We start from the raw sequence: 18233 nt of genomic DNA, 5'->3' as shown, positions 1-18233 counted from the left end.
GGCTCACTGCCGCTTCGTCACCACCACCACCACCTGGTCGGTGCCGGCGCCGCTGCCGGTGGAGCGGCTGAAGGCGTAGCTCCCGGCCGGCGAGGTGAGCCGCTGGTGCGCCCCGGCCCCCACCGCCAGGTGGCGCCTGCGGAACTCGCCGAGCTTCTTCCAGTGGGCCAGCACGGCCGCGTCGGTGGTGTCCCAGTTCATGTCGCTGCGGGTGCCCTGCACCGCCTCGGAGGCGGCCGGCCCGAGCCGGCGGGCGCTCTCGTCGCCGTAGAAGAGCTGCACCCCGCCCGGCGCCAGCAGCAGCGCCGTGCCCGCCTCGCGCTGCTTGGCCGCGTCGTTCTGCAGGATGTCGCCGAAGAAGAGCCGGGTGTCGTGCGACGAGAGGTAGGAGAGCGCCTGCAGCGACGGATCGGCCAGGGCGGTGGCGTAGCTCGCGTAGATCGCCTCCAGCTCGGCCGCGCCGTCCACCAGGTTGCCCCTGGCCAGGAAGAGGTCGCGCACCGCCGGCTGGAAGGTGAAGTTGATGAGCGAATCGAAGCCGCCCGAGGTGAAGTAGCCGTCGCGCACCAGGCCGTGGCCGGGCACCTCGCCGGTCATCCAGAAGGGCGCGTCGTCCAGCTTCTTGCCCGGGTTGAGCGCCTTCCACTCGGCCAGCGCCGCGGTGGCGGCGTCCTTCAGCGCCTTCCAGGCCGGCAGCTCGACGTGCTTGGCGGTGTCGCAGCGGAAGCCGTCGATGCCGTACTGGCGCACCCAGTCGGCGTGCCAGGCCACCAGGTACTGCCGCGCCGTGGCGCCGGGCAGGTCCACCGCGCCGGTGCCGTCACCCAGGGTGGCCTTGCGCACCAGGAAGGGCGGCAGCCCGGCCGCCTGCGTCCCCTCGGTGATGAAGTCGGGCAGGAAGGCCAGCTGGCTGGTCAGGTCGTCGGTGCCGGGGACCTGGTGGAAGGGGAAGCCGGCCCGGATCCACGCGGTGCCCCACCACTGCTGCCACTGCGGCGAGGTGTAGTTCACCAGGTCGTTCCAGGCCGTGAGGGTCTGCCCGGCGCCCGGGCTCCAGGCGGCGAAGGCCGCGCCGGTGCCGTCCTTCCAGACCGCCGGCAGGTAGGTGGTGAGGTCGGCGCCGGTGGCGTAGCCGGGGTGGTTCATGACCACGTCGAGGATCACCCGCATGCCGCGCTGGTGGGCCCCGTCCACGAAGGCCTTGAGCTCGTCGGCGGTCCCCATGTTCCGGTCGAGCCGCGTGAAGTCGAGCGCCCAGTACCCGTGGTAGGCGTGGTGCTTGAAGTCGCCGAGCGTGCCGCCCGAGACCCAGCCGTGGACCTGCTCCACCGGCGAGGAGATCCAGATGGCGGTGGCGCCGAGGTCGCGGATGTAGTCGAGCTTGGCGGTGAGGCCGGCCAGGTCCCCGCCGTGCCAGGTGCCCACCTCGCTCCCGCCGTCCTTCTGCCGACCGTAGCTGGCGTCGTTGCTGGGGTCGCCGTTCTGGAAGCGGTCGGTCAGGACGAAGTAGACGGTGGCGTTGCGCCAGTCGAAGGCGCTGGCGGCGGCGCCGTCCCGCTCCAGCAGGAGCACGCCGGCGGCGGCGTCGGTGGGCAGGGTGATCGAGCCGGCCGCGTCCACCGTGGCGCTGGCGCCGGAGTAGGCGTCGCGCACCACCGTGCCGGCGGGGAAGGTGGCCCCCACGGCCAGCGTCAGCGGCTGGCCGGGCGCCCAGCCGCCGCCCGACGAGCCGCCGCAGGCGGCCGCGGCGACCAGCAGCGCAGCCAGCGCCAGGGCGGAGGCGGCGTGGATGGCGGACGGCCGGGGGCGCGGTGGGCGGCGGATGGTGGGGTCGGTCATGGCGGCGTGCCTCCTCGGGCCCCCCGAGCCTAATCCGAGGGTCCGCCCCGGGCGAGGCCTGAACTTGGCCACGCCGCAGCCCTATGCTGGTCCCGGCGCGAGGCCCCATCCGGGACCGCCGCCCGGAGGCGCCGCCATGCCCACCATCGCCCGTCACCCTCGGTCACACCGGCGCGCCGCCCGCCCCACCGGCCTGGCCCTCCTGGCGGCGCTCCTCGGCCTGGCCGCGGCCGGCTGCAGCTCGGGCGGCGGCAGCCCGCCGCCGGCCTGCAGCTACACCTACTCGGCCTGGAGCGAGTGCGGCCCGGCCGGCGCGCAGGTGCGCACCGTGACCGCGGCCACGCCCGAGGGCTGCGCCGGCACGCCCCTCACCAGCCAGGCCTGCACCTTCGCGCCGCTGCTGCACGTGCCCTCGCCCGACTGGCGCGACCAGGTCATCTACTTCGTCATGACCGACCGCTTCGCCAACGGCGACCGCACCAACGACGACCAGGGGCAGGGCGAGTACGACCCCTCCACGGTGGCCAGGTACTCGGGCGGCGACCTGCAGGGGCTCATCGACCGGCTCGACTACGTGCAGGGGCTGGGCGCCACCGCGGTCTGGATCACGCCGCCGGTGGCCAACCAGTGGTGGGATCCCCTGCAGGTCTACGGCGGCTACCACGGCTACTGGGCGCGGCACCTGAAGCGGGTGGACGAGCACCTGGGCACGCTGGCCACCTACCAGGCGCTCTCCGACGCGCTCCACCGGCGCGGCATGTACCTGGTGCAGGACGTGGTGGCCAACCACATGGGCAACTTCCACACCTGGGCGCCCTACCCGGCCGCCTGCGCCCCGTCCTCCTCGCTGGGCGGCTGCGCCACCGGGCCGGCCATCGCCGGCTGCGACGTGACCCAGGGCTTCGTGAGGAACACCGCCGCGGTGCCCACCAGCCGGCCGGAGCAGGCCCCCTTCGACCAGGACGACGCCACCGATCCGGTGCAGCGGGCCGCCGGCATCTACCACTGGACGCCGGCCATCGCCGACTACCTGAACGCCTGCCAGGAGCGGGCCTACCAGCTCTCCGATCTCGACGACCTGGCCACCGAGAACCCGCTGGTGCGGGCCGCGCTCAAGGACTCCTACGGCTACTGGGTGAAGGAGGTGGGGGTGGACGCCTTCCGGGTGGACACCGTGCGCTTCGTCGAGCACGAGTTCTGGAACGACTTCTTCCACTCCACCTCCGCCACCGAGCCGGGCATCCTGGCCCAGGCGGCCACCACCGGCCGCACCGGCTTCCTGGCCTTCGGCGAGGTCTTCGAGGTCTCCGAGCCCGGGGTGGGCACCGCCGACGTGACGGTGACCAGCTACCTGGGCACCCCGGCCGCCCCGGAGCTGCCGGCCGTGCTGCAGTTCCCGCTCTTCGCCGAGCTGGGCCGGGTCTTCGGCGCGCCGGCCGCGCCCACCACCGATCTCACCTACCGGGTCCGGCGCTTCATGGACCTGGCGCTCTACCCGGACCCCTTCACCACCCCCACCTTCGTGGACAACCACGACGTGCCGCGCTTCCTCGCCAACGGCACGCCGGCCGGCCTGGCCCAGGCCCTCACCTTCCTCTTCACCTCGCCCGGCATCCCGGTCGTCTACTACGGCACCGAGCAGGAGTACGCCGAGCCGCGCGCCGCCATGTTCCAGGGCGGCTACGGCACCACCGGCGACCGCTACGACACCACCTCGGCGGGCTACCGCCGGCTGGCCGCGCTGGCCGCCCTGCGCCGGGCCCACCCGGTCTTCTCGCGCGGCGCCATGACCGTGCTGGCCGACAGCCCCGCCGGCGCCGGCCCCTTCGCCTACCGGCGCACCCTGGGCGCCGAGACCGCGCTGGTGCTCATGAACACCTCGGAGAGCCGCATGCTGGTGAGCGGGCTGGCCACCGGCCTGCCGGCCGGCGCGGTGCTGGAGGTGCTGCACGCCGAGGGGAGCCCGACCACCCCCACGGTGGGCGAGGGCGGCCTGCTCACCACCGTGCTGCCGGCCCGCGCCGTGCTGGTGCTGCGCGCCACCGGCGCGGTGGTGGCCCCGCCGCCGCCGCCGGTCACCATCACCGTGACCACCCCGGTGGAGGGCCAGGTCTTCAGCGGCGACGTGACCCTCACCGGCACGGTCAGCCCGCCCACCACCCGCATCCGCCTGGTGATCGACGGGTACGTCGACCGCATCGCCACCCCCACCGTGGCCGCCGACGGCAGCTTCAGCATCGTCCTGCCGGTCTCCACCTACGCGGTGGGCGTGGTGCAGCACACCCTGGCCTTCTACGCGCTCGCCGAGCGGGTGGCCACGCCCACGGTGCGCTTCACCAGCGACGTGGTCTTCGACCCGGTGGTCACCGAGGTGGCCGATCCGGCCGGCGACGACACCGGGCCCAGCGGGACCTACCGCTACCCGGGCGACGCCACCTTCGCCACCGGCCGCTACGGCGACGTCACCGGCCTCACCATCCAGGCGGCCACCACCACCCTGAAGCTGGTCTTCCACATGGCCGACCTGAGCACCGTCTGGAACCCTGGCAACGGCTTCGACCACGTCTCCTTCAACGTCTTCTTCGAGGTGCCGGGCTTCGGCGGCGCCACCGTGCTGCCGCTCATGGACGCGGCGGCCCCGGCCGGCTTCACCTGGAAGTTCAACCAGACCACCTACGGCTTCGCCAACGTGATGAACACCAGCAGCGGCGCCAGCGCCACCGAGCCCGGCGCGCTGGGCCGGGCCCCCAAGGTGGCGGTCGACCTGGCCGCCGGGACCATCACCTTCACCTACAACCGCGCCGATTACGGCCTGGCCACCTGGTCGGGCGTGCGGGTCTACGCCACCACCTGGGACATCGACGGGCTGGGCGGGCTCAGGCGGGCGCTCACGCTGGCCGGCGGCCCGTGGGAGTTCGGCGGCGCGGCCGGCGGGCCGCTCATCATGGACTCGGTGGGGCCGGTGGCCATCCCCTGAAGCGGCCGTGCGGAACTCCCCCTCACGGCCGCTGAGCCGATGGGGCACGGGAGAGGCGACCCGGCCCCGCCCGAGCTGAAGGCTCGGACGGGGCCGCGGTCCTCAACGAGGCGGGGCCACCCGCTCCGCTACCGCGTGTTGCAGGGCAGCCCGGCGCCCTGCCCCGCCGCCTGCGGCGCCACGAAGACCGCCGCGGTGCGCCCCGGCACGGTGAAGACCTGGCCGGCGGCCGAGGCCCCCACCCCGGCGGTGCGCACCACCGGATCGGCCGAGGCGGCCTGCACCGGGTGGAGGACGAAGCCGGCCGCGCCGGGCACCTCCAGGTCGTGGGCCACCTTGTCGGCGTTCACGATCACCACCAGCGCGTCGGCCCCCGGATCGAGGTCGGCCAGCGCGGGCGCGCAGGAGGCGTGGGTGCCGTCGGCCACGGTCATGACGATGACCCCCGGCACGTGGCCGGCGCCGAAGTTGAGGAAGTCCACCCGCTGCAGCACCTCGGCCTTGGTCCGCAGCCGGAAGAGCGGCGAGCTCGAGCGCACCCGCAGCAGCTCCTCGAAGTGGGCGGCCGCGGCGGCGATGTGGCTGGCGGCCGGGGCGATGGAGGCGTCGGCGAAGATCGGAAGGATGGTGGGCCAGTTGGTCTGGTCCTTGCCGGCGTTGGGCAGGCCGGACCTCCAGCCGTTGGACGCGCCGGTCCAGTCGATGCGGTTGGGCCAGTCGCCCGAGTCGTAGCTGTCGCGCTCCATCGACTTGGAGCGGAGCAGGTCGTCGCCCATGTGGAAGAAGGGGATGCCCTGCCCGAGCCCGACCACCGCCAGCGCCACGTTGCCGGCGCGCACCCGGTCGGCCATGGGCAGGCCGGTGGGCAGCCGGTACTGCATCAGGTCGAAGAGCACCTGGTTGTCGTGCGCCGAGACGTAGTTGATGGCCTCCTGTGGGTCCTGGGTGTAGGCGGTGCGGGCGCCGTTGTAGCCGATGGCGTTGGCCTCCACCGCGCTGCCGGAGCCGGTGCGGCGCAGCCGGAAGTTGGCCAGGTTGCCGGCCATGGCGGCCTTGATCCAGTCGGCGTACTCGGCCAGCTTGGCGGCGTCGTCGGCGGCGCTGGCGGTGGCGGGGGCCAGCTCGTTGGGGTCGGTGACCAGGCCGTTGGCGAAGCCCTGCCGCTTGCGCAGGTCGGCGCCCGAGTCGAAGGCGCTGCCGCCGCGCACCGCGTCGCGGACCCGGTCGTTGAAGGTGCCGATGCCGGTGCCCGCCATGCCGATCTGGGTGGCGGCCGGGCCCTGGTTGTTGTTGGCCGTCTCGCCCATGTTCCACCCCTCGCCGTAGAGGTAGAGCTTCGAGCCGTCGACGCCGTCGGCCGCCGGGGTGAGCCCGGCCAGGGCGTCGCGCGCCGCCAGCACGTCGGCCTTGAGGTGCAGCCCCATCAGGTCGAAGCGGAAGCCGTCCACCTTGTACTGGCGCGCCCAGCGCACCAGCGTGTCGGTCATGAGCCGCCCCATCATGAGGTGCTCGGTGGCGGTGTTGGCGCAGCAGCTCGAGGACTCGACGAAGCCGGTCTCCGGGTTGCGCCGGTGGTAGTAGCCGGGCACCACCTTGTCGAGCACCGCCTTGTCGCCCAGGCCGGAGGCGTTGGTGTGGTTGTAGACCACGTCCATCACCACCCGCAGGCCCAGGTCGGCCAGCCCCTGCACCATCTGGCGGAACTCCAGCACCTTGGCCCCGCCCTCGGCGGTGGAGGCGTAGCTCCCCTCCGGCGCGCCGTAGTGGAGCGGGTCGTAGCCCCAGTTGAAGGAGTCGAGCAGGTGGACGTAGTCGGCCAGCTCCTGCTGCACGGCCGAGTCGCCGGCCTGCGACGCCATGGCCTCCAGCACGGTCTGCCCGGCGAACTGCCCGCAGCGCGCCACCGGCACCTGCGGGTTCTTGACGCACAGGGTGGCGAACGGGTCGCCGAGGTCCACCCGCGCGGCGGGGTCCTCGTTCACGGTGGCGATGTCGAAGGCCGGCAGGAGGTGCACGTGGGTCAGGCCGGCCGCCGCCAGCGCCGCCAGCCGCTGCTGGCCCAGGCTGCGCTCGGCCGGCGAGGCGGCCGTGAAGCCCAGGTACTTGCCGCGGTGGGCCGCCGGAGTGGACTGGTCGAAGGCGCTGAAGTCGCGGATGTGGCTCTCGTAGAGGACGATGTCCTCCGGGGCGGCCAGCGCCGGCTTCACCAGGCCCGCCCAGCCGGGCGGCGCCAGCAGCGGGTCGTCGAGGTCCAGGATCTGCGCCCGCGTGCCGTTGACGTCCAGGCTCACGGCGTAGGGATCCGAGGTGGTGACCGTCTCGATGCGGTTCGAGAGCGGGTGGTAGACGGTCAGCTCCCACTGGTAGTACTTACCGTACCACCCGGCCGGGCCGGTGTGGCGCCACACGCCCATGACGTCGGCCACCGGCGTGAAGGGGCTGCCGGCCACCTCGGTGCGGGCGGCGTCGGCGTCGAAGACGCGCAGCCGGACGGCCTGCGCGGTGGGGGCCCAGAGCGCCAGGGTGGGCGCGCCGGCCACGGTGTCGAAGAGGGCGCCGAGCGGCGCGGTGTTGGCGTAGAGGTCGTCGAGCGCGCCGGCGGTCTGCACCTGGGTGGCCTGCACCGGCTTGGCGGCGGCGTCGCGCGCCACCGCCACCAGCTGCCCCTTGAGCGCCGCCTCGAGCGCCGGCAGGTCGGCCGCCGCCACGTCGAAGGCGCGCCAGGCGGCGAGGTGCGGATACTTCAGCCGCTCGGCCGCGGTCAGGCCGGCGGCCCGGGCGGTGAGCGGGATGGCGGCCCCGCCGGCCACGTCGCCGTCCGGCGTGGCGGCGATCTCGGCGGTCAGCGAGCCGCGCAGCTCGAAGGTGGTGGCGGCCGCGTTGGTGACGTTCCAGGCCAGGGTGTCGGCCGAGAGCAGGTGGGCGGCGGCGCCGGCGATGGAGACGGCGCCCGGCGTCACCGGCGCGGAGGTCAGGGTGGGCGACCCGCTGGTGAGGAAGACCAGGTTGCCCAGGGTGGCGGTGGTGAAGCTCATGTCCGGCCCGGGGTCCTTCAGGTCGGCCTTGTGGGCGATGACGCAGATGGAGCCCACCGGGCAGTTGCTGGGCGCGGCGCCCGGGGCCAGGTTGATGACGAAGGCCGCCCCGAACCCGGGATCGACGCCCACCGCCTGGAGCGGCGAGCCCCAGCTGGTGTTGGTGACCTGGTCGCCCCACAGGTGCAGCCCCCAGCCGGTGTAGTCGGAGTCGGTGCGGTTGCCGTAGTAGACCACCACCTGGCTGGCCGAGGCCGGCAGGGCCGGCAGCGCGCGGGTGATGGCCTCGGCCCAGCCGGAGATGACCCAGGCCGACCGCTGGCTCCCCGACACGTCCACGGTGAGCGGCCCGGCGGCGTCGGTGGCGGCGCCGTTCGCGAGCGAGAAGGCCAACGAGGTGGCGCCCGGGGCCAGTTCGAAGGTGTAGGTGGCGCCGAAGCCGTCGGCCGCCCCGCTGGTCACGGCCCCCTGGGCGCCTGCCGTGGCCACCACCGTCCAGCCGGCGTAGTCGGACAGGGCCCGGTGGTAGTGGACGGTGAAGGTGCTGGGCGGGACCACCGGATCGTCGCCGCCGCCTCCGCCGCAGGCGGCCGCCAGCGCAGCGGCGAGGACGAGGAGCAGCGAGCGGCGGCCTTGGGTCGGCAGCGGATGGCGGGTGGGCATGGGTCACCGCACTATCGCCTCGGAGGCGCGGGTGAAACCCCCCGGCCGGGTCGGAGGGCCGGACGGCGCGGCGATCTCGACCGACCGCGCTCCATGCCGCACCCCCTGGGCGGACCGCCGGGCCGAACCCGTTGCCTGCGGTGCGCCCCGCGAGCAAGATCCCGCCGCCTCGGGCCGCCGGCCCGGGGGTCCCGCTTCACCCGAGGAGGCAGCGAGTGCACCTGCGAGCGCGCGGCGTGGTGGTCCTGGTGGTGCTGGTGGCCGCGGTGGCCGCGGTGGCCGGCGGCTGCGGCGGCGGTGGGGGCGGCGGCGGCCCGGTCAGCCCCAACACCTCCGGCTGGTGGCGCGATCAGGTCTTCTACGAGGTCTTCGTCCGCAGCTTCGCCGACTCCGGCGGCGACGGCCACGGCGACCTGGCCGGGCTCACCGCCCGGCTGGACGAGCTCAACGACGGCGACCCGGCCACCACCTCCGACCTCGGCGTGGACGCCCTCTGGCTCATGCCCATCTTCCGGTCGCCGAGCTACCACGGCTACGACGTGGCCGACTACCGCGAGGTGGACCCGGAGTACGGCACGCTGGCCGACCTCGACGCCCTGCTGGCCGCGGCGCACCAGCGCGGCATGAAGGTCATCCTGGACATGGTGCTGAACCACTCCTCGAGCGCCCACGTCTGGTTCGCCAACTCCCGCACCGGCCCCACCGCGGAGAAGCGCGACTGGTACGTCTGGAGCGCCACCGACCCCGGCTGGCAGAAGCCCTGGGGCGGTTCCGCCTGGTACACCACCCCGAGCGGCGCCTACTACGGCATCTTCGACGGCTCCATGCCCGACCTCAACCTGGCCAACCCGGCGGTCGAGGCGGAGCTGGTCGACAGCATGCGGTACTGGCTCTCTCGCGGGGTGGACGGGTTCCGGCTCGACGCCGTCCGCTACCTCACGGAGACCGGCCCGGGCGTCGGCCAGGTGGACCAGCCGGCCACCCACGCCTTCCTGAAGCGGGTGCGGGCCGCGCTGCACCAGACCCACCCCGCCGCGCTGCTGGTGGCCGAGGCCTGGGCCACCATCGAGACCACCGCCACCTACTACGGCGACGGCGACGAGGTGCAGCTGGCCTTCTCCTTCGACCAGGCCGACGGCATCCGCTCGGCCCTGGTGGGCGGAGCGGGCGGCTCGCTGCTCAACGTGCTGGCGCGCGCCGAGGCCGCCTTCCAGGGCAGGGACCGCGGCTTCCAGGCCCCCTTCCTCTCCAACCACGACCAGCCGCGCGAGGCGCTGGTGGTGGGCGGCGACGCCGCGGCGCTCAAGCTGGCGGCCGCCACGCTCCTGGCCCTGCCCGGCACCCCCTTCCTCTACTACGGCGAGGAGCTCGGCATGCTGGGCGGCGCGGCCGCCGACGACCGGAACAAGCGCACCCCCTACCCCTGGACCGCCGACGCCCCCGGCCACGGCTTCACCACCGGCGCCCCGTGGTTCCAGGCGCCCGAGGCGGCCGGGGTGGACCTGGCCTCGGCCCGGGCCGACCCGGCCTCGCTCTGGCACGTCTACCGGGAGCTGATCGCCCTGCGCCACGCCCGGCCGGCCCTGGCCCGCGGCGAGGCGGCCCGGCCGGTGGTGACGGGCGGCGGGACCGGCGCCCTGGCCCTGCTGCGCACCCACGGCGCGGCGCGCGCCCTCTTCGTGGCCAACTTCGCCGCCGCCCCCAGCGGCCCGTTCACCGTGGCGGTGGCGGGCGCGCCGGCGGTCCTCTCGGCGCGCGGGCTCGACGGAACGCCCACCGCGGCGGGCGGCCAGGTCACCGTGCCGGGGCTGGCGGCCCGCGGGTTCGCCTTCCTGTCGCTCGACTGAGCCGCTACCCGACCTGCAGCAGCGTGTTGAGCACGCTGCCGGCCGCGCCCACCGCGGTGGCGTTGAGCCCCAGCGGGCAGGCCCGCACCTCGGCGTGGTGGTACGGGCGGTCGCCGGAGAGCTGCGCCAGCCGCTCCAGCGCCCCGGCCACCAGCACGTCGAGCCGGCTCAGGGGGCCGCCCAGGATGACCACCTCGGGGTTCAGGCTGACGATCAGGTTGTGGACCAGGAAGCCCAGCAGCGCGCCGGCCTCGCGGGCGCCGCGGGTCAGCGCCTCGTCGCGGCGCGCCAGCCGCTCCACCAGCTCGGCGACGTGCAGGATGGGCTCGTCGCGCCCGGTGGCCAGCCGGCTCATGGCCTTCTGGGACAGCAGGGTCTCGGCGCAGCCGCGCCGGCCGCAGGCGCAGGGCAGGCCGCCCGGCTGCACGATGGTGTGGCCCACCTCGCCGGCCAGGCCGTCGTGGCCCAGGTGGAGCCGGCCGTGCAGGACGATGCCCGCCCCCACCCCGAACCCCAGGATCAGGAAGACCAGCGAGCTGATGGCCGGCGAGGCGCCGAAGACGTACTCGCTCAGGGCGGCGGCGTTGGCGTCGTTGAGCACCGTGACGGGCAGGTCGGTGCAGCGGACCTGGCGCAGCGCCGCGGTCACCTCGTCGCCCACCGCCACGTCGCGCCAGCCGATGGCCGGGGCGAAGCGCAGCAGGCCGTCGGTGGTCACCATGCCCGGCACGCCCACGCCCACCCCGAGCAGGCGCCGCCGCCGGGCCAGCATGGCGGCGCGCGCCTCGACGATGAGCGCCGCCAGGTCCCGGGCCGAGGCGGCCACCTCGCCGTGGCGGTAGTCGGTCATGCGGGAGAAGAGCACCTCGCCGCGCAGGCTGCAGGCCACCACGTTGAGGTAGTCGACGCCCATCTCGGCGCCCAGCACGGCGATCCGGTCCGGGTCGAGCGCCAGCAGCTTGGGGCGCCGCCCGACGCCGCCGCTCCCGGTGGAGTCGCTGGCCCGCAGCCACCCCTCGCCGATCAGCTCCTTGACGAGGACGCTGATGGTGGAGTCGGCCAGGCCGGTCAGGTCGGCGAGATCGCCGCGCGCCACGCCGGGGTGGGCCTTGACGTGCCGGACGATGGACATCCGGTTGAGGCGCTTGAGCAGGCTCTGGTCGCCGGACATCTGGCAGGACCCCTCTCCACCGCGTCGCCGCGCCGACCGCCTGGCCCGGTCCGACCACCACCCCGAGCCGCCCCTGCCCGAGACCGGCCAGGGTTCCTCTCGACCCCTCGCCCGAAGTCCTCTTCCCCACGGGCGTTTTCCGTTCCGCTCCCCGGACCCTCCGACCGCTCCCCTCTGCGGCGTTTCGCCCAAAACCCCTTATGGGTCGGCAGGTTCCGCGCGGCTCGATTTTTTGCTTTATACAGGGTTAATAATTTCGACTCTAGCAAGAATTAAGGGGCCGACCGCCGAGTCGGGCCATCGACCGGAGGGGAGCGCACACTCGGCACCGCCTGTGACCACACGCCGCGTCGGCGGCTGGGCACCAGGCCCCGAATCGTCCTTGCCGCCCGACTCGCCGCCCGCCAATCGCTCTGATGACTCCGCACCCCGTACCCGCACCGGAGAACCGCGAATGCCCACCCACCCCGCAGCCCGCTGGCTCCTCGCCGCCGCCCTCTTGGCCGGCGGCTCCGCCCGCGCCGACGACCCGGGCGCCGTGACCATCACCGACCCGGCCGGGGACGACAACGGGCCGGGCGAGTACACCTACCCCACCGACGCGGTCTACAAGCCCGGCGCCTTCGACATCACCGAGTTCAAGGTGGTGCCCAAGGGCGACACGGTGGAGTTCCACGTCTCGGTGAAGTCGCGCATCGAGGACCCCTGGGACAGCGTGGCCTGGGGCGGCAACGGCTTCTCGGTGCAGATGGTGGCCATCCACGTCGACACCGACCACCTGAAGGGCAGCGGCGTGCGCGACGGCCTGCCCGGCTTCAACGTGCGGTTCGCCGAGGACGAGGCCTGGGACCGGGTGGTCATCGTCTCGCCGCAGGGGCCCACCCGGGTGAACTCCGAGGTGGAGATGAAGGCCGCGGCGGTGAAGGACCGGGTGGTGGTGCCCAAGATCACCCGCGCCGCCGGCAAGACGCTCATCGCGGTGGTGGAGACCAAGGCGCTGGGCGGCCCGCCGCTGCCGGGCTGGGGCTACCAGGTCCTGATGCAGTCCAACGAGGGCTTCCCGGCCAAGACCGATCTCCTCACCCGCAAGGTGAACGAGTTCGAGGGGCAGCACCGCTTCGGCGGCGGCACCGACTTCGACAACGACCCGCAGGTGCTCGACCTCCTGGTGCCGGCCGGCGGCGACCCGGCCAAGAAGCAGCACGAGCTCCTCTCGAAGTACAACAAGGCCGCCACCGAGCCGAAGCCCGAGGACCTGGCGGTGGTGCCCATGGTCTACCCGGCCGCGAAGTGAGGACGCCCATGGCCCTCCCCGCCCCCTGGAGGTTGCTCCTCGCGCTGGCGCCGCTGGCGCTGGCGCCCGCCGCGCGCGCCGACACCGTCAACTTCGACATGAGCGGCAAGATCTACACGAAGTACATGTACAAGAACGACGCCAGCCAGGGCTGCCTGTCGCTGTCCAACCCGTTCTGGGTGGACAACATCGGCGGCTCCAACGGCGCCTGCACCGAGTTCGAGCTCACCATCAAGGGGCGCGTCGGCCCCAAGGTGAGCGCCGGGGTCCGGCTGCAGAGCCGCTGGGGCATGATCTGGCAGGACTGGTGGGAGAACGGCGACCTCAAGCCGGGCGTGGCCGACACCTCGGGCGAGAGCCTGGGCATGAACCACGCCCAGTACATCAAGCTGCGCGGCGCCTTCGTGCGGCTGGCCCCGCCCATCCCCACCGTCAAGTGGATCACCGTGGGCGCCACCGACTACTCGATGTGGAACGAGTGGACCATCGGCAAGGCCCGCTACATCGACCGCGACAACGGCAGCGCCGTCATCGTGGAGGGCGACGTCCTGCCCGCCAAGGAGCTCTCCTACGTGGTCGGCGCCATGGCGCTGCCCAAGCTGTGGGCCGGCCCGGGCTGGAACACCGGCCTGCCCGGCGACAACGGCGCCGGCGGCGACTCGCTGGCCTCGCTCTACGGCACCGACTGGGCCTTCGCCGCCAAGCTGGAGAGCCGGCTGGGCGACCAGCTCAGGCTCCGGGCGGTGGCCAGCTGGCTGCAGGACTGGGAGGCCGACAAGTACAGCCCCTTCCTCACCGGCGCGCCCGACGCGGCCCGCGGCGCCGACCACTCGGTGTCGCTCTCGACCCGCTTCCGCGGTGTCAACGCCACCCTGGACGCGGTCTACACCCCCGAGCCGCTGGAGTGGCTGACGGTCTCGCCGTTCGTGGCCTTCTCCTCCAACTACGTCAACCCCGAGTACGCCACCAACCTGGTGCGCAACGGCCAGGGCTTCTCGCCGGTGCTCTTCAAGGTGGACTCGGCCGGGCGGGCGGTGGCGGCCAACGACATCGCCGCCAAGCTGCTGGTGGAGGCCTTCGACCCCCTCGGCGCCGGCCTGTCCGCCAAGTTCGAGTACTTCAACATCGGCGCCGAGTACAACGCGGTCATGGGGGCCAGGCGCGAGGCCGACGTGCTCCTCACCGACGGCATCATCACCGGCGGCTTCACCCGCGGCGGCCAGCTGCCCACCCTGAACGTGGCCAACGAGTTCGTCGACTGGGACGAGCCCTGGTACGAGACGGTCATCGGCTGGCACGGCGCCACCGGCCTGCTGGAGTACGTGGGCGGGCCGCTCAAGTCGACGCTCGAGTACACCTACGTCGGCTACAACACCAACCAGCAGGGGCGGGACACGCTGAACCAGTACCCGGACTTCCTCTACACGCACGGCTTCACCGACACCACCGCCTTCACCGCCGACGCCGACTACGCCAACGTCTACGACCGCGGCCGCGACCCGCGCAGCGTCTACACCGAGTTCCAGGACCGCCAGACCCACATCGCGGTGGTCAACGTGCAGTACCTGGTGCCCGACTCGCCGGGCGCGGTGCTGGCGCTCAAGGGCAAGTGGGTGGGCGACCAGGACAAGCGCAAGGCCAGCAACCCGGACGACGACTACGACGGCACCATGCTGCTGGCCTTCGCCCAGCTGACGCTGCAGCCCACCAACGAGCTGAAGACCAGCCTGGGCTACGAGTACACCCGGTGGCAGGAGGCCAGGCGGAACGGCACGCAGACCGCCGGCTTCTACGACGCCTTGACCAAGCGCCACACCGTGCACGCCGGCCTCAGCTACGCCTTCGGCGGCGCGCTCTTCTCCTACACGCTGGAGTACTTCCACAAGGACCTGCTCCGCGACGAGCGGGCCTATTACGACATGGTCTGGAACGTCTGGCGTTCCAAGGCCACGTTCGAGGTGGGCTGGTGATGCGCACCCAATTCCTCGTCGGCATCGCGTCGCTCGCGGCCCTGACCGGCTGCGGGCTCGAGACCCTCTTCTCCAACGTCGGTCGCACGGCCGACGAGCGGCCCGCCTCCACGGTGCGCGGCCCCCTCGGCCTGGTCCGGCGCCAGCAGCGCCAGCTTCGTCGCCCTGGACGGCGACGGCAACCCCATCGCGCCGTTCCAGGCCATCGTCGCCGCCGGCGCCTACGAGATGCGCCTGCCCTCGGCCCGCTACACCTTCGTGCGGGTGCAGGCCCGGGCCGGCGACATGGTGTTCCGCCACGTGGTCCCGGAGATCGGCGAGGAGACCACCCTGCGCGGCATCGACCTCGACGCCCGCTCCACCACCGAGGGCTCAGCGCGGCCTTCGTCGTGACCAGGTCAGCCCGGTCACCGCCGGGTTCCTCTCGCCGGTGCCGCTTCGACTACGACGGCGACAACCTCCAGGACCTGGACACCGCCAAGTTCGACGCGCAGCTCGCCGCCGCGGCCCAGCTCTACCAGCCGTCCGGCTGCGCCGATCCGGACAACATCCGGCTGGTCCTCAGCGCCGACTTCAACGAGGGCTGCCTCGACGGCACCGGCACGCCGGTGGACCGGTTCAAGTGGGCGGTCGACAAGCCGGGCAAGCGGATGTTCTTCGTGGGCTGGGTCCACAAGGAGTCGCCGGTGCAGGACCCGGCCATCAACACCCTGGTGGGCGCCAGCGTGCCGAACCAGATCCCCATGTACGACGACGGCACCAACGGCGACGAGGCCTCCGGCGACGGCATCTGGACGGTGGCCTTCGAGGTGCCGGTGGACCCCGGCGCGGTGCTGCGCCTCGGCTACAAGTACACCTGGGGCCTGCGCGGCCAGGTCTGGACCGGCAGCGAGGAGTGGCCGGGCAACTCGCGCATCATCGAGGTGCTCGACGCCGGACCGCCGGGCGTCCCCCGGGCCCGGACGGCTTCGTCTACCGGCGCGACGTCTTCGCCGACGAGAAGACGAACAAGGATCGCGCCAACCTCCACCCCAGCTCCGGAGGGGCCATCGAATGGGACACCGCCCTGCACGGCTGCGGGCCGGAGGCGCGGGAGCAGAAGTTCACCCGCTCGACGCCAGGCCTGCCTGCCTGCCGCACCGGGCTGGGCTTCACGCCCCCGGGCCATCGGCCCGCTGAAGGTGGCCTGCACCGCTGTAAGGCGGCCCTCGCGGCAGGCCAGCGGCCTGGCGCACAGTCAACCGACCGGGCTGGGGCACGACAACTGAGAAGAGAGCCAGTTGGATGATCCTGGCGGCTGCGCTGGTCCCGACGCTGGCCGCCTGCGGCAGCAGCAGCAGCGACCCCCGTCCACCTGGGCTTCCCGCAGCCGGCCGGGACCATGGCCATCAACTTCTACGTCGACGACACGGCCCAGCCAGGTCTGGCAGACCGGGAGCTCCAGTGGAAGGGCCAGGTCCAGTCGACGCCGACCACCCGCAAGATCGCCCAGGACGCCACCTGGGGCGGCCCGTTGGCGCCGCTCTGGACGACGGCCCGTGGATGACGGCCCTGGAACGCCGACCGGCCTGCCCGGTCACGAGCCCGCCGGCCGCGGTCGCCGGCGACCAGATGTGGGGCGTCACGGTCTTCATCGCCCCGCCCACCGCCGCCCCGCTGACCATCGGCTACGGCCTCCTCGACGCCACCAACCCTGATCGGCGAATGGCGGCTGGATCTGGATCGGCAACGCCGGTGAGTTCTCCATCCTGGTCCCGGGGGGCCACCGGCCCGATCAACGCCCCCGGCCTGGCCTTCCCGGCCCGTTCGGGACCAACGACATCCGCCTCGACCTACAACGGCTCGGCCGTCGCGGCCAGGGCGGCTCCTGGGTCGCTGGGACGCCATCGCGGTGAAGGGCAGGGCCTGGGGCTGGTACGAGAAGGTCATGGTGGACGACGGCCCCGCCCAGGGTGACGTCATGGCCGCGGACGGCATCTACACCTTCATCCTCTGTCGGCCGTCCTCGGCAAGACCTACCTCCGTACCGGCCTGCTGGTCCGGCGACCTGGCCCGAGTTCGTCTTCGTGCTCGGCGGCGCCGAGTACAAGGTCGGGGTCGACGCCGCGCTCGAGGGCGTGACCGGCTTCGTCAAGCCGGGCGCTGGCGCCTGGACCACCGCGCCCGTGACGCTCAAGACCGGCGGCCTCGGCGGCAAGAACACCATCATCACCGTGCCGTAGCCCGAGGCACCGTCGAGCAGCCTGGGGCCGGCGGGGGAATCCTCCGCCGGCCCCGTCGTTTCTGAGGGAGGATGGCACGGGGTCACCGACCCCGGGGCGGCCCCCTCACCCCGGCCCTCTCCCCCACGGTGTGGGGGAGGGTGAGCAGACCAATCCGACCTCGACCTCGCCACCGAACCAGCCCCCGAGCCCGACCCTGACCTCCACCCGCCCCGCTCCGCTCGCCCTGCTCCTCGCCCTCGCGCTGGCCGCCCCGGCGCCCGCCGCCGCCGCGCCGCGCCAGGTGGCCATCTTCGAGGACGCCTCCAACGACGCCACCGGCCCAGGCGGCTACACGCCGCCGGGCGACGCCGACTACCGGGACGGGGACTTCGACCTGAGGCGCCTCACCGTGTCGGTGGACGGCGAGGACGTGCTCTTCGAGGTGACGCTGGGCGCCCCCTTCCGGACGCCGCTCACCACCACCCGCTCCGGCTCGACGCCGGTGCAGCTCCTCAACGGCATCGCCCTGCAGAACCTCGACCTCTACCTCGACACCGACCCCACCCCCGGCGCCGGCTCGTCGGCCTGCATCCCGGGCCGCCGCGTCGCCTTCGCCGGCGGGCGCACCTGGGAGGCGGCGGTGGTCTTCACCCCGCAGCCCGGCCCGGCCCGCGCGCTCACCCGCGACGCCCTGGGCGGCGCGGCCGACCGCGTCGTCTTCGTGGACGGGCTGCAGGTGCTGGGGCGCACCGTCACCGCCCGGGTGCCGGCGGCGCTGCTGGGCGGGCCGCCGCGGCCGGACTGGGGCTACTCGCTGCACCTCTCCGGCGCGGCCTGGGAGCGGACCTTCGCCCTCGGCAGCCGGCTGCGCGGCACCCGCCAGCCGGATGCCTTCACCCTGCCGGTGCTGCCGGTGCCCGAGGCCTGGGCCTTCGGCGGCGGCGCCATGGGTGAGGTCCACCCGCGGGTGGTGGACGTCCTGCTGCCGGCCAGCGCCGACCAGCGGCGCATCCTGGGCAGCTACGACGAGGCCAGCGGCGCCTTCGCCAGGGTGCCCTTCCTGCTGGCGGGGTCGACCCCGGGGGGCGCGCGGCTGGCGCCGGAGGTGACCGCGACCCCGACCGCGACCGCGACCGCGACCCCGACCCCGACCTCGACCCGACCCTGACCCCGACCTCGACCCCCTCCGCCACCCCGCCCGGCGCGGGCACGCCGCTCCCCGGCGCCGCCCTC

General features: G+C 73.6%; 12 protein-coding genes. 9 read left to right on the top strand and 3 right to left on the bottom strand.

The features are described from left to right. Nucleotides 1–3 precede the first annotated feature (3 nt). Nucleotides 4–1839 carry an alpha-amylase gene (locus IPO09_04530; protein MBK9516618.1) on the bottom strand — a complete coding sequence of 612 codons (1836 nt, stop codon included), beginning with the start codon at nt 1837–1839 and terminating at the stop codon, nt 4–6. Here IPO09_04530 and IPO09_04525 point away from each other — a divergent pair. Beyond that, nucleotides 1790–4816, top strand: a complete 3027-nt coding sequence (locus IPO09_04525; protein ID MBK9516617.1) for an alpha-amylase — start codon at nt 1790–1792, stop codon at nt 4814–4816. The two genes, IPO09_04530 and IPO09_04525, sit on opposite strands and share 50 nt — an antisense overlap. Before the next feature lie 128 nt (nt 4817–4944). Here IPO09_04525 and pulA read toward each other — a convergent pair whose 3' ends face one another. Continuing rightward, nucleotides 4945–8514, bottom strand: coding sequence for a pullulanase-type alpha-1,6-glucosidase (gene pulA, locus IPO09_04520; protein MBK9516616.1), 3570 nt, complete (start codon nt 8512–8514; stop codon nt 4945–4947). A gap of 215 nt (nt 8515–8729) precedes the next feature. Between pulA and IPO09_04515 the strand changes: the two genes are divergently transcribed. Beyond that, nucleotides 8730–10361, top strand: a complete 1632-nt coding sequence (locus IPO09_04515; protein ID MBK9516615.1) for a DUF3459 domain-containing protein — start codon at nt 8730–8732, stop codon at nt 10359–10361. A 4-nt stretch (nt 10362–10365) separates the two neighbouring features. On the opposite strand, the gene IPO09_04510 is transcribed toward IPO09_04515, so the two are convergent. Further along, nucleotides 10366–11532 (bottom strand): ROK family transcriptional regulator, encoded by a 1167-nt coding sequence (locus IPO09_04510; GenBank protein ID MBK9516614.1) that lies wholly within the window; start codon nt 11530–11532, stop codon nt 10366–10368. A 454-nt stretch (nt 11533–11986) separates the two neighbouring features. On the opposite strand from IPO09_04510, the gene IPO09_04505 reads away from it, so the two are divergent. The 7 genes from IPO09_04505 (at nt 11987) to IPO09_04475 (ending at nt 18168) form a co-directional block, all read left to right on the top strand. Beyond that, nucleotides 11987–12826 (top strand): hypothetical protein, encoded by an 840-nt coding sequence (locus IPO09_04505; protein MBK9516613.1) that lies wholly within the window; start codon nt 11987–11989, stop codon nt 12824–12826. A gap of 8 nt (nt 12827–12834) precedes the next feature. After that, a complete protein-coding gene (locus IPO09_04500) occupies nt 12835–14796 on the top strand; it encodes a hypothetical protein (GenBank protein MBK9516612.1) in 1962 nt (653 codons plus the stop codon). A gap of 228 nt (nt 14797–15024) precedes the next feature. Beyond that, a complete protein-coding gene (locus IPO09_04495; GenBank protein MBK9516611.1) occupies nt 15025–15189 on the top strand; it encodes a hypothetical protein in 165 nt (54 codons plus the stop codon). Continuing rightward, entirely contained in the window at nt 15186–16064 is an 879-nt protein-coding gene (locus IPO09_04490; GenBank protein ID MBK9516610.1) for a hypothetical protein, read from the top strand. The genes IPO09_04495 and IPO09_04490 overlap by 4 nt, the downstream gene beginning before the upstream one ends. Nucleotides 16065–16177: 113 nt before the next feature. Then, on the top strand, nt 16178–16342 hold the full coding sequence (locus IPO09_04485; protein ID MBK9516609.1) for a hypothetical protein: 165 nt from the start codon (nt 16178–16180) through the stop codon (nt 16340–16342). Between the two features lie 520 nt (nt 16343–16862). Continuing rightward, nucleotides 16863–17018, top strand: coding sequence for a hypothetical protein (locus IPO09_04480; protein MBK9516608.1), 156 nt, complete (start codon nt 16863–16865; stop codon nt 17016–17018). A 130-nt stretch (nt 17019–17148) separates the two neighbouring features. Next, nucleotides 17149–18168 (top strand): hypothetical protein, encoded by a 1020-nt coding sequence (locus IPO09_04475; GenBank protein ID MBK9516607.1) that lies wholly within the window; start codon nt 17149–17151, stop codon nt 18166–18168. Nucleotides 18169–18233 lie beyond the last annotated feature (65 nt).

The organism is Anaeromyxobacter sp. (genome assembly GCA_016718565.1).
Classification (GTDB): domain Bacteria; phylum Myxococcota; class Myxococcia; order Myxococcales; family Anaeromyxobacteraceae; genus JADKCZ01.
Note: the sequence above shows the minus strand (reverse complement) of the source record. Positions and strands in the feature narration are given on the sequence as shown.